Raw genomic sequence first — 13,082 nt, 5'->3', positions numbered from 1 at the left:
CCGTACCGGATCAAACCCACCAACCATGCCTAATTACGAAGAGCCTGACAAGGAGACCTTGGACGCGCTTTCTGAACGGGTGGCCCGCAGAGATGCCGTCCTTTGTTCAAAATCTCCTACCTAATCTTCACAAATCTCCGTGGCCGCCAGCCGAAAGCTCTGCGGGACAGTGGGATGAGGTGGTCCCGTCTAAGCTCGACCCGTCAGTTGCCAGCATTCGGAAAGCAACGAGTCTCGGAACCTCCTTAGAGCAACATCCGCACCATCCCTGCCGTGAAGCTAGCCAAGGGATCATTGGACAAAGGTTTGCTGAACGGCAGATCTCTGCTCACCGTGTGTTAGGCGCGTCGGCTGTCACGACACATCCGAGAAGGGGTTGTTAGAGTGCGATCATGCTGAGTCCGGCGAGATATCCTTCGGTGTTGAAGTCGGGGACGATTGCGGATTGGACCAGGAAGCCCTGGCACGTGCCCAGCAATACCGGGGCGTACTTGTCCGCTTTCTCGGAGGCTGCTTCGGTTGGAAGTCCGCGGGTCTGGGTGTACCAGTGGGTGAGGTAGCTGGCGAAGACTGCCTTGATCTCGGTCAGTGTTTCGGCGACCATGGGGCGCAAGTCCGGATCAGTCACTGCCTCGGCCCAGACCTGCAGGAGCAGCCCATCAGTGACGATGTCCTGACGGATGTTCCTTAGAAACGCGGCGAGGAACTCATGAGGTTCTAGTATCGGATCGCTCGAGCCTATAGGGTCGATCCATTTCAGGAGACGGTCCAAGACACCATGAACGGAAACGTCGATGAGGTCGTCTTTGTTCTTGAAGTTCCCGTAAATCGCCCCGGCGGAGAGCCCGGACTCGGCAATAATGTCCGCCATTGAAGTGCCTTGGAAACCTTTCCGTCCAAAGCACCGCAACGCTGCCGCCGCGATTTCCCTACGCCGCTCTTCACGGTAGCTATCTGTTACCTTCGGCACACTTCCCCTAAAAAAGAATGATCGTTCTTGACAGGATCTCCCACTAAGTTCATCATAGAGAACAAGCATTCTTTTTACTAGTTGGGATTCATCTGTGTCAATCGTTACTGCGGCTAAGCCGCACACCAAGTGGTCACGTGTGGCCGTTATCGCCGTCGCGGCCGCAGCCATCGTCGCGGTGGTCTTGCTTGCTTTCACCTGGGCAGGCGTCGGCTCCTCCGCCAAGAACATTCCCTTAGCTGTCACTGGTCCCACTGCACAAGTCCAGGCACTGGAAAAGGCGTTGGAGGAGAACTCTGCGGGAACCTTCACGATCACCGAAGTGGCCGATAAGGATCAAGCAACGGCACTGATCCGCACCAGAGACGTTTATGGTGCGGTGATACTCGGCGCCCCTACCGAGGTACTCACGGCCTCCGCCAACGGCACAGCCGTGAGTCAGATCTTGACCGGAGTCGCCGCGCAACTCCAACTCCAGATCAGCCAGAGCATGGTCACTGCCGGGAAACCGGTGAGCGCAGCACCCAAAGTGACCGTGACCGACGTCGTACCCCTAGCGGAAACGGATGCCAAAGGTACCGGGATGACCTTGGCAGCGTTCCCGCTGGCGTTTGGCGGAATGATCGGCGGCATCCTGATATCACTAGTGGTGGTCGGCAACCGGCGCCGAATCGGTGCATTGGCGCTCTACTCCATCCTCTCGGGTGGAATCATTGTCCTGGTAATGCAGGGACTCTACGGCGTTTTTCAAGGCAACATCGCGCTGAACATCGCGGCAGTAGCTTTATCGCTACTGGGGACCAGCTCCTTCATTGTCGGCTTGAACGCCTTGATCGGGATGGCTGGAATTCCGATCGGTGCAGTGCTCACCATGTTGATCGCCAACCCGATCTCTGCCGCCACCGCACCCATGCAGTTCCTGCCCGGACCCTTCGGTGTCATAGGCCAATTCCTCGTCCCCGGCGCCTCCACAACCCTGCTGCGAGACCTGTCCTACTTCCCCGACACCAACACGCTTGCGCCATGGCTAGTCTTGACGGCATGGACCCTCGCCGGGGTGATATTCACCCTCGTAGGGCACTTCAGAAACCAAGAAGTCGTCCACATCGAGAACTCCCTCGATACCGAACCCACACCAGCGATGGCAATAGCGAACACCTAACCAACCCCAAAAGTAGACCGACCCAAGTTCACCCAAGGACACCTCACAGGAGCCTGGGGCGGATGATTCAAGTGGTCAGCATCCAGATCAGGACTGCTGCGTTGACTACAGACACAACCGCGGGACCTATCGTCTTCAGTCGATCGGAGATATGCGCTCCGATAACAGCATCGAGACCCTGAACGACAATCATGGCCAAGGCTGCGGAGGCCACGAACGGGATTGACGAACTCAACAACCCGACAATGGCCACGAGGACGAGCGCCAGACTTCTCGCAAGGGCATACATCGATGGAACGCGTGACTCTACGGTAGCTGACCGAAAACCCGCCAGCGCATATCCGCCACTCACGAGTGAACTGATCACGGTCACAACGGCACAAACCCAGAAAGCGATTGACATCCCACCACTTTACGCAAGGAGCAGTGACCGCTCCTAAAGCGGACGCCGTAAGCGGAACGCTGACCGGACGCCCGGGGCAGTCCGTCCGTCGGAAACATTGTGGCCCAACCGTGGATGTTGACCAGTTCGGCTGTTACTCTCAGGCATGACTCGAACGCAACGCAAGTCTTTTGGACCCGAACGACTGGCCGCGAGTAGGAACTGATCGATTTGGTTTGTGGTCACCAGTATTGGTGTCGCTGCGCTTCGGGTGCAGGAAAGCCATGAAGCCTTCAAACTCAGCAGTATCCTGCAATTCAGTCTCGGTGCCGTATGTTTGGTAGCCGCCGTCTACTTCCACCTTAGGATTCGGCGGCTGAAAGCCAATGACTCGTCGAATTCTGGTGGCGAGCTGTAGCTTCAATGCGGATTATGTCGGACTCCAGAACTGCCCACCCTAATTCGGCACTCGAGCCCAACGATCTGACGAAATTCTCTAGGATTCGGGTTCCTTCCACGTCCGTTTACGGAACGTTGGCGGGGATTCTCTTTGAGTGTGAAGGGAGCTGACCAGAGAGTGGATGATGGTATCGAGAGCCTGCGTTTGGCTATCCGTCGTGCGTGATTGACCGCAGCTGGAGCCCCGTTTCCAGTTTGAGGGCGGTAGATGCATTCGCTACCACCATTGCTGTTGCTCGAACCACTTGTTCCCGTCCGTCCGCTGCCAACAGGTGGCCGTTGGCGATAGCGGGTGAGTCGTATTGTGCATTGAATCGATGCAGAGCCTGCGAGTCATTGATTTCAAGTTCAAATGTGAGCGTAATGATTTCTTTATTGACCGTGGGCCAATACTCACCCGGCGTTCGATGGAAGTCACGCAATTCGTCAGACGTCATGTGAGGGCAACCCGTCCAGCAAGCCGGTCCCCCGCCGGAGCGCGTGCAGACGACTTGGGATCCTAAAGTACTATCAGCTGTCGATAGGGAAAATTCCACCCGCTGACATTTCCGCGACCGTCAAAAACTGTGAGGAATAGGCCAGCGAACCTAACAACTCGATCAGCGCTGGCGAGCAATCCGAACTAGCTGCGCAGTAAGAAACCTTTTATGCGCGACGGCGCTGAAGGACATCGTCCAGGTTGTTCAGTGCATAGCGCTTGGGGAATTCAGACTTGCCACCCTCAACAACTACCGGTGCGACAATTCCATTCTGCGCAACCGCGAAGCCCATACCAGCCTGATCGGCTTTGATGGAGGTTCCAGCGGACCTGGGTACAGCAGGAACTACCAGTGGCTCAGCCTGGGACGCAGCACGGGCCGCGGTCACGTATCCAGGAACGGGCACCTCCACCGGATCCCAAGTCTGTGCTTCCGCACTACCATCTGCCAGGGTTTGTGTATGCGCCAGTTTCGCATCTGCCGCTCCACGAGCCGCTACGCGAAGTGCAGCGCTGCGCAGCTCCGCAGCGGTCAACGGCTTCTGCGTCGGAGCGGGTTCTGCACCCACGGTCCGGTCAAAAAGTACGCTTTCGCGATCGCCTGCGCCGGATACGTCAGGGGCCTGCGCATCCGCCGTCGCTCTGTTTCCGGCTTCCGCGAGAAGTGCACGACGTCGGCCTTGATCGCGGACGACCAACATACGCAAGCCTGCCAACACGGCAATAAAAACACCTAGAGCAGTCCACGCCACAGCGGCGGACCCCATTCCGAACACGCTCAACCCGCCGGCAACACCGGCGGTAAGGAGCGCGACGAGGCCGAGAACTGCGAAAGCCGTGCGGTCCCAGCGGACCGTGAAGGGTGCGGGAACGACGGGCATGACGGATGAGCGCTCCGGCTCCACATGAGTGTGTGCGTCGGAAGAAAAGCTTTCCATGGACGTCTCCTGCAACTGCTGGTCTGGCGTGCCGGCTCCGGCATGGTGGTTAGATCAGCCACCAAATCGAGGGAGTGCCGGGTTTGGCGCCTCTACGTTTCAACCCTAGAGGGGAAATATGTCCCCACCGGCATTACTGGCGGTGTGTCGCGAGGAGAGCGGGATATTATTGCGCATTTCGCCACTGAAATCTGTTGCTACCGGTTGGATAGCCACCGCTGGAGAATGCCTTCTGGCACTTCTTCGGCCGTCAGTGCGAAACTGCGATGATCGGCCCATTCCCCATTGATATGCAAGTAGCGGGCCCGCATGCCCTCATCCCGGAAGCCCAGCTTCTCCACCACGCGCAGGCTGGGACCGTTTTCCGGACGGATGTTGATTTCCATCCGATGCAGGCCCAGCTTCAAGAAGCAGTGATCGGTCGCCATCGCAACGGCTGTTGGCACAATGCCGCGTCCTGCCCTATCCTTGTCCACCCAATACCCCAACGTTGCCATCATGGCCGATCCCCACAGGATAGAGGAGACGGTCAGTTGGCCCACTATCACCGGTTTCGTTTGCATGGGTACCCGTTCAGTGATGAGGAACGGCAGCGCAGTTGCCATACGAGCCTGATCGTTGAGTGAGCGCACCATTCCGCCAAAAGTTGGTAGCTCACCTTGGCTGGCCGGGTTACTGGCTTCCCACGGCTGCAACCAGCTGGCATTGCGTGCGCGCACGCGCGTCCATTCGGCTCTGTCACGGTATCTGACGGGTCGCAAAATGACGTCCCCGGATTCGAGCGTGACGGGCCAAATGGCCTGCCCCCACATGGGCTACTTCTGCAGTTCGGCTGTGAATTCTCCCAGCCATTCGCGCAGGTCAGAACCCAGGTCTTCGCTCTCGCACGCCAAGGTCACCACTGCCTTGAGGTAGCTGAGCTTATCCCCCGTGTCATAACGACGTCCACGGAACACAACCCCGTAAACCCCACCACCCTCGCCTTTCATCGTGGCAAGGGTCTGCAACGCATCGGTGAGCTGAATCTCATCTCCTCGTCCCGGAGGCGTATTCTCCAGTACCTCGAAGACTGCCGGGTGGAGCACATAGCGCCCAATCACGGCCAGATTAGACGGCGCATCCTCCACCGCGGGTTTTTCCACAAGGTGGTTGACTCGGACGTAGTCCTCACCTTCCACCACGCTCATATCAGCGCAGCCATAGGCAGAAATCTTCTCCCGCGGAACCTCTATCAACGCCACTACAGAGCCACCCGTGCGGGCCTGAACGTCAATCATCGTTGTCAGCAGAGGGTCGCGCTCGTCAATCAAGTCGTCCCCGAGAAGGACAGCGAACGGCTCGTATCCAACGTGAGTCTTGGCACGCAACACTGCGTGGCCCAGCCCCTTGGGGTCCCCCTGGCGAACATAATGAATCTCGCCAAGGTCAGTCGCTTTTTGAATAGCGGCCAAGCGTTCGGTATCGCCTTTTGCCTCCAGCAGCGCTTCCGTGGTGGGAACGCGATCAAAGTGATCCTCCAGGGCGCGCTTATTCCGCCCGGTAATCATCAAGACGTCGGTCAGGCCCGCGTTGACGGCTTCTTGAACAACATATTGAATGGCCGGTTTGTCAACAACGGGCAGCATTTCCTTCGGCATCGCCTTCGTTGCCGGCAGAAATCGGGTCCCCAGGCCGGCCGCAGGAATAACGGCCTTTCGCACACGTGATATTTCAGTCATGCCCCTAGGTTATCGGACGAACCCGCCCATTCCGCCATTACTCTTGATAGCTTGAGAGAGCACGCCCTAATGAAAAGGCCTCCCCGCAATGCACACCAGCAAATCTTCTCTCCGCTCGCAACTGCGTGCAGCCCGTATTTCCCTGTACGACGCCGAACGTGAAGTGTGCGCTGTTGGGCTCGCTTCCGCGGGAGTCAGGTGGGCCGCTGATATGGCCGAAACGCTCCCCGGGACGTTCTTTGCGTATCTTTCCACACTCTACGAACCTCCCACCGAACGATTGTTAGTTGCCCTTTTGGAAGCTGGGCATACCGTGTTCGTCCCTGTGTGTGAGCCAAACTACCAGCTGTCCTGGACCGCTTGGCACCCTGGCATTGCCATGAAACGCAGCACTTTAGCCCCTGTGATCGAGCCGGTGGGGCCCCGCTACAGTTTTTCGACCCTGGAACCTGTAGCCGGTGTGTTCTTACCCGCCCTTGCCGCGGACCTTACGGGAGCACGTCTAGGCCAGGGCGGCGGCTATTACGACCGTTTCCTGGCTCAATTAGAACAGGACAGTTCCTCCGACTCTCACGCAGGTGACACTCCCGCGGCTCCCACTCCCACGGCCGCCGTCGTCAATGACGAAGAGGTTCTAGACCCGGACATCATCCCCCAGGACTCCCTCGATAGGCCCGTGGACTGGATCATCACCCCTTCGGGGGTAAGAAAGTGTGACATGCGGAAATTTTTTGACACCTCCAAAACGTTGTATTGAGCGGTGATAGAATTAGCACTCAGGGCCTTGGAGTGCCAAGTGCGTGATGTCTTTTATTTGGCGCCGCACAAAGGTCCTGACGCATGTATCCAGGAGGAATTTTCGTGCCCACTTATGCTTATGCTTGCAAGGATTGCGGCCATGCATTCGACATTCACCAGGCCTTTAGTGACGATTCGTTGACTGTGTGCCCCGAATGCCAAGGCGCGTTGCGCAAGAAATTCAACTCCGTGGGTGTTGTTTTCAAGGGATCCGGCTTTTATCGCACGGATTCCCGCGCGGGCGCCAGCGGTGTCCCTGCCGCCGGTTCCGGCTCAGATTCAGGAGCGAACGCTTCACCGGCTGCCGCCTCCACCGATTCGAAGGCTGCCTCTTCTGCCTCCAGTTCCACCGCGGGGAAGTCAGACACAGCTAGCTCTATCAAGGCCACTGCCAAGAGCAACAGCGCAAAGACGCCGGCCAACGTCGGCAACTAGCCTGCGCCAATTCTCCTCCACAGCCTGGCCGTGCCAACGCTGAATCCACAGATGCCCTCACGGGTCTGGTGATGTCTACTGCACCCACTTAGTGTCAAGGCATGAGAGACACCAGAACCGCGCGAACCGGACCTTTCGGGCACACGCAGACGTGGCAAGTGAGCCACAGCCGTCAATCAACCCGTAGCCGTCTGCGCCGTTGGGTATTGCGCAGACGTCGGCTCCTAGCAGCATTTTTGTTGTGCGCCGCTGCGGCGATCGCCGTCCAGCAGTTGACCCCTGCCGAACCGGCCACCACCACCATACTCATCGCTGCACGGGATCTGCCTGCCGGCCACACTTTGACGCGAACGGATTTGGTGGAAGCCAAAGTCAGCCCAGTAATGGTGCCAGATGAAGCGTTGCGTCCAGACGATCAACAAGCTTCGCCATGGGCTGGAAGCCAAGTCTCCGGGCCCGTCCGCCGCGGGGAGGTCGTGACGGATGCAGCCCTGCTGGGCAAGGGACTATTGGTTGGCGCCCCGCCGGGCAGCCAGGCTGTGCCCGTGCGGCTGGCCGATCCCAGCACTGTCCAGTTGCTACACCAAGGACAACTGGTCAACATCGTCTTGACGTCTAGTCAAGGCATCGACGGACCCACCAGCAACGAGGTCCTTGCCAGTTCCGTCCCGGTCCTGTGGACCTCAGCCTTCGCGGCAAGCAGCGGAGGACTACTCCCTAGCACGCATGACAGCGACGGACTCGTTGTTATTGCCGCAACAGCCAGCCAATCAGCACTGTTGGCAGGAGCTTCCGTCCGAGGCAAGATATTTCTGGTGCTTGTCTCGTGATTGGCCGGTGTTAATTTGCTTGCGTTGATTTGCCTGCGTTGATTGGCCACGATGCTAAAGATTCACCCACAGGAATGCCCCACTCAGCGCAGTTTGTAGCACTCAGCGCAGGCTGCAGAACTCAGTTGCTGCGCGAGGCCTTCACTGCAGCAAAATGTTGCTGTGAAACGGGAAGATAGCACAGCACGATCGCCAATACCCCAAACACGAACTGCGCCAAAACCACCAGTCCGGTGGGAAATTGCAAACCGGTCAATTGCGAGATCGTGAGAACCATAAGGACTGCGCCCAGCATGCGAGCCCAACTACGTCCCTGACTCACAAAGTGGCCAAGTAGCCAGTAAAAAGTAACAGTGACCAGTCCGCCCACGATCACGACGACAAGGCCTGAAGTCTGGAGCGAATCAATATTCGAGCCCGTGGTGCCCTGTAGTGCCAACTGATCCAGCAAAGCAGCTTTCCGTTGCGGCGATGTCGCGTAGATACTCGCCATCACCGTCCCGAGTACTTGCATCAGGGCGCCAACCCACAGCAGTTTCGCCGCCAATCGCACCAAAAACGGAGCGGTGGGACTTTCCGGACCATTACGCCAAGACCCGCGAGCCTTCGGCATCTTCGGCAGGTGGTCCTTGTACGAGTTGTTCAGAAATGACATGCAGCGTCTATCCCCAGTGCGGGGGCTTGTTTTCCCGCAGCCATTCGTCATGCCCACGGTTCTTGCTCGGGTCACCCCAGGTGTGGGCGGCGTCATTGGGAGCTACCTTCGGGAGCAGACCAGCCCCGTCGGATGTTGCTCCACGCGATTGCTGCTGGCTGTCCTGGCCCTGAATATCCTCAGCCAAGGCGCCGTCACGCTCCATACCGTCTTGTTGGGAGTTCTGGGCCGGCTTGTTCACCGTTGTCACGCTTTCCTTGTTTTCGTTGCTGGTAGTTCCGTAGGCCCGCTGTCCTAGTCCCGTGCTCTCATCTTGGGATCCCGACTTTGATGCAGACGTTGACTCTTTGACCTGCCTTGATGCCGGGGTGCTCGAGTCAGCACGGTTGGAATTATTACGCCGACGGGATCTGGACGGTTCGCTCACAGTGCTGGTGGATGACCCCGATGAAGCGCCCATAAGCGATGCAAAATCAGAGTCCCCCGCACTCGAGGGCAGGCCAAGATAGCCGCCAATCTGGTCAGCGCAACCGGAAGGATCGGTGAATACTTCAATGGTCCACAACGGCACATAACGCCAACCTAAGCGTTCAAGCATCTGCGGACGCAAACGGCTGCGTTCACGCACGCTCATGGCCTGGTATTTGGCAGTACCATCTGATTCCACAGCCACCGGCGCCGGAATGTCCTGCTCCGCTCGTCCCAGCTGCATCACGGGATCTGGCGCCGCCACTATATCCAAGGCGCCGTCATAATGGTGCCAGACCCGGGCACCGCGAGCACGCAATCTGTCCGCAAGATCGGCTACCAGAGGATCCTCGCCAGCAGCCTTTTCGCTATCCTGCGCTCGTGACGCGGGGCTCCCCAAGAGGGAGTTTCCAGCCAACTCACGATCCAGTAATTCAAAGAAATCTACAGCGCCATAGCTGAGTCGCTGTTCATCCAGGTCTTCCGGACGGAAACAAGAGATGATGTGGATGTGGCTACGGGCACGGGTCATCGCCAAGGCAAACTTGGCCCGCCCGTCAGGTTCCGAGAGCGGCCCAAACCCGTGCAGTGCACGTCCGTGGGGGGTCCGCCCGTAGCCTAGGGAGAAGATCACACGGTCCCGGACCAGCCCGGCAGCCCGGTCTACGGTGACCACGCGAAATGATTCAGGGCCCGATTCGAAGAAGCTGGCCAACAGCGGATGGTTGGCCATCTGCAGCCGGATTGCTTGAGCGACCCTGACGGCATGGCGGTCGCTGGCCGTGATGACGGCCAAGGACTCACGTGGGCGCACACGGGCGTGCTCAAACACCAAGTCCACAACGCGATTGACTTCCGCAGCGACTGATTCCACTCCGCCACTTCCGGTACCCGGCAAGCCCTTGCCATCCGGCAGATAGTCCACCGAGATGGCGCGCTCCATGCCCGTCACCGTCCGGCCGTCCGGAAGACGTTCAAGCTGGGAATCGTAGAAACCGCGGCTTAGCTGGAGCACCAAATCTTCATCAACGCCCCGGTAAGAGACGGTCAGCCGATGCCGAGGTAATACACGCGACAAGGCGCCTAGGACGCTCTCCAAGGGGTGTTGGCTCACTGAGCGGTCAGCGGGGTCTCCCACAGCCACACTGAAGCTACGCGGGCAAGCGGTTTGTTCATCACCGAAGGCAATAACTTGTTCGGCTCTGGCCAGGGACGGCAGCACCGCCTGCAAGGACGTGGATTCGGCGTCGAGGATCACTAAGGCGTCAAAGCGGAAGCCCGGCGGGATGACGGAGGGAACCACCAACGGGCTCGCCGTGAACACTGGTACTAGATTCCGCAGCAGATCGGGAGCCTGGGAGCCCAGAGCTTCCAGGGAAACCCGGCCGTCTTTGAGCACGTTGCGCAGCATCTCGCCCTGGCGGTTTCGCCCCGCCACTATGCTGCTCCATTCCTGGGCAAGCTTCCAGCGGATCCGCGACGGACCGGCCGCAATGTGGGCCTTGTCCGCCAGCCGGAACTCCGCCTCTAAACGGCGCAGTTTATCGCCGTCGGACATTGCTAGGTAGTCATCGCCGCTGATCATTGCCTCGAGGGCTGACTGCCACCATGCGAGTTCTAGTTCAGCGCGGGTATCGCTGGCTCCAACCTCCCGGATGGACAAATCATCGAGTAGCTCCCCCAGGCCTTGTTCACGCATGCCGTCCAGCAGCAGGGTGCGCTCAGGCAGCGTCTCCAGAGAGTCCTTGTCCTGCACCAGGGCATCCAGGCGCCCCACCAGTTCACCGGCATTGAAGTTCACCAAGTCGCCGCCGTCAACGGTGCGTTCCAAGGCGATGCCCAGCGATGCCAGCTTCTCACTCAGCTCTTGATGGTTGCGGTTCAATTCAGCTAGCCCAGAGGGAACAGTGGGCAGGCGCTTGCTCGTTGCTGCGTCGGCCCACAGCTCTCGCTGCTCATTGACCAAAACCAATGACTCATGCAGATCAGCCACGTGGACGCCAGGCCGCACCAAGTCCTTGGCACTGCGTCGGAAGCGTGCTCGCTGCAGGGCAGGCATATCAATATCGTTGTCGCGACGCCACTGTGACGTGGCGGTGGCGGCAATCAAATTTTCAATGGGCCAGTCAAAGACCACCGAAGTGAACTTGTCCAAACTCTCGCGGATGGCAACCAGCATCCCCAGCTGATCGCCCCATTGCGCAAACGTGGCGCCCTGACGGATCTGGCTAAACTGCGCCACCTGTTCCATCTTCTTTGCAAATACCGGCACTTGTTCAAAGAGCGTCTGCGCCAGTGCGTAAGCTTCTTCAGTTTCCTTACGGGTCACCAAACGGGCCCCGTGCCATGCGCTAGCCACTGTGGCTTGTCCGAATGAGCCAAGCTCGGCTGCCCGGCGGAGCCGGTCGCTGAGATCGCTGCGGTCCCGGATACTATCGAGGACACTGCGTTTTAGCCGAACAGTAGTGGAGGGCGCCGGTTGAATCGAAGTCAGTTCGGCCAGAGATTGCATGGCCTGATACGGAGAGCAGCCCCAACGCTCACGGACATTGTGCAGGCTCGCCACATGATCCACCAGCTGATGCCGGTGGTCCACCAAGGTGCTGTAGAGGTTAGTTAGTTTAGGTTCCACCGCTTTTTCGTTGCGGGTGATCGAACGGACCAACTGCGACTTTAGTTGTTGCGGGCCAGTCTGGGCACTGAGCTGGAGTAGGAAAGAATCCAAGTCCATCTCGCCAAACCTCTGCGCCAGCTCATTCAAAGTGCTGCGCCGCTCACCCACCACCAGCACGCTCTTGCCATCATGGACCAGCTGGGCGACGGCGTTGATAGCCGTCTGTGTCTGGCCTGTGCCAGGCGGCGTGGAAATCAATACCGAGTCGCCCGCACGGACCATGTCCAAGACATATTGCTGCTGGGGATCAGCGTCGCACACCAAAATCTCATCAGCCGGCTTGCGGTCATCCAGCGGGGCGAACCGTGCGAAATCTGGTTTTTGAACCACGGGTAGAACATCATCGCCGCTATGACGGCACAGTTCCTCCAGTAGCTCGCTACCGGCAAGAAGCGCTGGCTCGCGAAGGTTCTCGGCTAGAAACGCGAAGGACGAGACTAGGAGATCGTTGTCCACCACGGCGCCCGGAATTGGGGCCAGCATGGAACGCAGCTTATCCAGGACCGGGGCCGGGTCAAAGCGAGCGGTGCTGTAGGCGAGTCGACCCAGCGACGCTGCGTCGATGTGGATGCCTTCTTGGAACTTCAGGTGCCCCACCATGGCAGGGTTGACACGAGCCTGCTCCATCAGTTGGAGTTCATAGTCATCCTGGCCACTGCGCACAGTGAGAGCCACTCCGGCAAGCAGCACCGGTGCGCTCACGGATCCGCCGCCCTCCCGAGAAGTCCAGCGGGCCACCCCCGCGGCGAGGTAGCCGACATCGATCCCACGGTCCGTGCTTAGTTCAAAGATTTTTGCCCGTAAGGCAGCAGCGGCCTTCTTAGCACGGGCATAGTGTTCGGGTTCGCGGATCAGCGTTGAAAGACGAGTCTTCCGACCAGCCAACAGCTGAGCTAAGCCCGAGGGATGAGCGTGCGTGAGGTCGATGCACCCGCCGACGGTCTTAACGAACGCCAGCGCAGTGTCTGGTCCGGCATACGAGTCCAATCCTGCAAGCCAGGTTTGGAGTTCCGCAGAACTCTCCTCGGGACCTGCAACTTCAGACACGGGTGCCTTCTTCTCTGCACTTGAGCGAAACGGTCTTGACCATACTGACATGCAATTCAGGCTATCGT

General features: G+C 58.8%; 12 protein-coding genes. 4 read left to right on the top strand and 8 right to left on the bottom strand.

Features of this window, described 5'->3' with window-relative positions:
- Positions 1-379: 379 nt before the first annotated feature.
- Complete coding sequence (locus LOH53_RS13260) at positions 380-1,039, bottom strand: TetR/AcrR family transcriptional regulator (RefSeq protein WP_268251175.1); 660 nt, start codon at positions 1,037-1,039, stop codon at positions 380-382.
- A gap of 25 nt (positions 1,040-1,064) precedes the next feature.
- On the opposite strand from LOH53_RS13260, the gene LOH53_RS13255 reads away from it, so the two are divergent.
- Positions 1,065-2,132 (top strand): ABC transporter permease, encoded by a 1,068-nt coding sequence (locus tag LOH53_RS13255; RefSeq protein WP_230068228.1) that lies wholly within the window; start codon positions 1,065-1,067, stop codon positions 2,130-2,132.
- Positions 2,133-2,199: 67 nt separating this feature from the next.
- Here LOH53_RS13255 and LOH53_RS13250 read toward each other — a convergent pair whose 3' ends face one another.
- The 5 genes from LOH53_RS13250 to galU form a co-directional block, all read right to left on the bottom strand.
- Positions 2,200-2,535, bottom strand: a complete 336-nt coding sequence (locus tag LOH53_RS13250) for a hypothetical protein (RefSeq protein WP_230068227.1) — start codon at positions 2,533-2,535, stop codon at positions 2,200-2,202.
- 587 nt (positions 2,536-3,122) lie between these two features.
- Positions 3,123-3,410 carry a hypothetical protein gene (locus LOH53_RS13245; protein ID WP_230068226.1) on the bottom strand — a complete coding sequence of 96 codons (288 nt, stop codon included), beginning with the start codon at positions 3,408-3,410 and terminating at the stop codon, positions 3,123-3,125.
- Positions 3,411-3,618: 208 nt separating this feature from the next.
- Positions 3,619-4,389: a hypothetical protein gene (locus LOH53_RS13240; RefSeq protein WP_230068225.1), complete on the bottom strand. Its 771-nt coding sequence runs from the start codon at positions 4,387-4,389 to the stop codon at positions 3,619-3,621.
- A 197-nt stretch (positions 4,390-4,586) separates the two neighbouring features.
- Positions 4,587-5,201, bottom strand: coding sequence for a GNAT family N-acetyltransferase (locus LOH53_RS13235; protein ID WP_230068224.1), 615 nt, complete (start codon positions 5,199-5,201; stop codon positions 4,587-4,589).
- A 3-nt stretch (positions 5,202-5,204) separates the two neighbouring features.
- Positions 5,205-6,107 carry a UTP--glucose-1-phosphate uridylyltransferase GalU gene (galU, locus tag LOH53_RS13230; protein ID WP_230068223.1) on the bottom strand — a complete coding sequence of 301 codons (903 nt, stop codon included), beginning with the start codon at positions 6,105-6,107 and terminating at the stop codon, positions 5,205-5,207.
- Positions 6,108-6,195: 88 nt separating this feature from the next.
- Here galU and LOH53_RS13225 point away from each other — a divergent pair, with 88 nt between their 5' ends.
- The 3 genes from LOH53_RS13225 (at position 6,196) to LOH53_RS13215 (ending at position 8,170) form a co-directional block, all read left to right on the top strand.
- Positions 6,196-6,864: a 5-formyltetrahydrofolate cyclo-ligase gene (locus LOH53_RS13225; RefSeq protein WP_230068222.1), complete on the top strand. Its 669-nt coding sequence runs from the start codon at positions 6,196-6,198 to the stop codon at positions 6,862-6,864.
- A gap of 104 nt (positions 6,865-6,968) precedes the next feature.
- Complete coding sequence (locus LOH53_RS13220; protein WP_230068221.1) at positions 6,969-7,340, top strand: FmdB family zinc ribbon protein; 372 nt, start codon at positions 6,969-6,971, stop codon at positions 7,338-7,340.
- Between the two features lie 101 nt (positions 7,341-7,441).
- Positions 7,442-8,170, top strand: a complete 729-nt coding sequence (locus tag LOH53_RS13215) for an RcpC/CpaB family pilus assembly protein (protein WP_230068220.1) — start codon at positions 7,442-7,444, stop codon at positions 8,168-8,170.
- Positions 8,171-8,291: 121 nt separating this feature from the next.
- On the opposite strand, the gene LOH53_RS13210 is transcribed toward LOH53_RS13215, so the two are convergent.
- Both LOH53_RS13210 and LOH53_RS13205 read right to left on the bottom strand, forming a co-directional pair.
- On the bottom strand, positions 8,292-8,825 hold the full coding sequence (locus tag LOH53_RS13210) for a hypothetical protein (protein ID WP_230068219.1): 534 nt from the start codon (positions 8,823-8,825) through the stop codon (positions 8,292-8,294).
- A 7-nt stretch (positions 8,826-8,832) separates the two neighbouring features.
- Entirely contained in the window at positions 8,833-13,065 is a 4,233-nt protein-coding gene (locus tag LOH53_RS13205; protein ID WP_230068218.1) for a DUF4011 domain-containing protein, read from the bottom strand.
- Positions 13,066-13,082 lie beyond the last annotated feature (17 nt).

The organism is Arthrobacter cryoconiti, assembly GCF_020905375.1.
GTDB classification, from domain to species: Bacteria; Actinomycetota; Actinomycetes; order Actinomycetales; family Micrococcaceae; genus Specibacter; species Specibacter cryoconiti.
Note: the sequence above shows the minus strand (reverse complement) of the source record. Positions and strands in the feature narration are given on the sequence as shown.

What these genes read in the sequence shown, in the direction of transcription:
- LOH53_RS13260 (WP_268251175.1), bottom strand. Translation starts at nt 1,039, where the DNA reads ATGCTTGTTCTCTATGATGAACTTAGTGGGAGATCCTGTCAAGAACGA.
- LOH53_RS13250 (WP_230068227.1), bottom strand. Translation starts at nt 2,535, where the DNA reads ATGTCAATCGCTTTCTGGGTTTGTGCCGTTGTGACCGTGATCAGTTCA.
- LOH53_RS13245 (WP_230068226.1), bottom strand. Translation starts at nt 3,410, where the DNA reads ATGACGTCTGACGAATTGCGTGACTTCCATCGAACGCCGGGTGAGTAT.
- LOH53_RS13240 (WP_230068225.1), bottom strand. Translation starts at nt 4,389, where the DNA reads ATGGAAAGCTTTTCTTCCGACGCACACACTCATGTGGAGCCGGAGCGC.
- LOH53_RS13235 (WP_230068224.1), bottom strand. Translation starts at nt 5,201, where the DNA reads ATGTGGGGGCAGGCCATTTGGCCCGTCACGCTCGAATCCGGGGACGTC.
- galU (WP_230068223.1), bottom strand. Translation starts at nt 6,107, where the DNA reads ATGACTGAAATATCACGTGTGCGAAAGGCCGTTATTCCTGCGGCCGGC.
- LOH53_RS13225 (WP_230068222.1), top strand. Translation starts at nt 6,196, where the DNA reads ATGCACACCAGCAAATCTTCTCTCCGCTCGCAACTGCGTGCAGCCCGT.
- LOH53_RS13215 (WP_230068220.1), top strand. Translation starts at nt 7,442, where the DNA reads ATGAGAGACACCAGAACCGCGCGAACCGGACCTTTCGGGCACACGCAG.
- LOH53_RS13210 (WP_230068219.1), bottom strand. Translation starts at nt 8,825, where the DNA reads ATGTCATTTCTGAACAACTCGTACAAGGACCACCTGCCGAAGATGCCG.
- LOH53_RS13205 (WP_230068218.1), bottom strand. Translation starts at nt 13,065, where the DNA reads ATGTCAGTATGGTCAAGACCGTTTCGCTCAAGTGCAGAGAAGAAGGCA.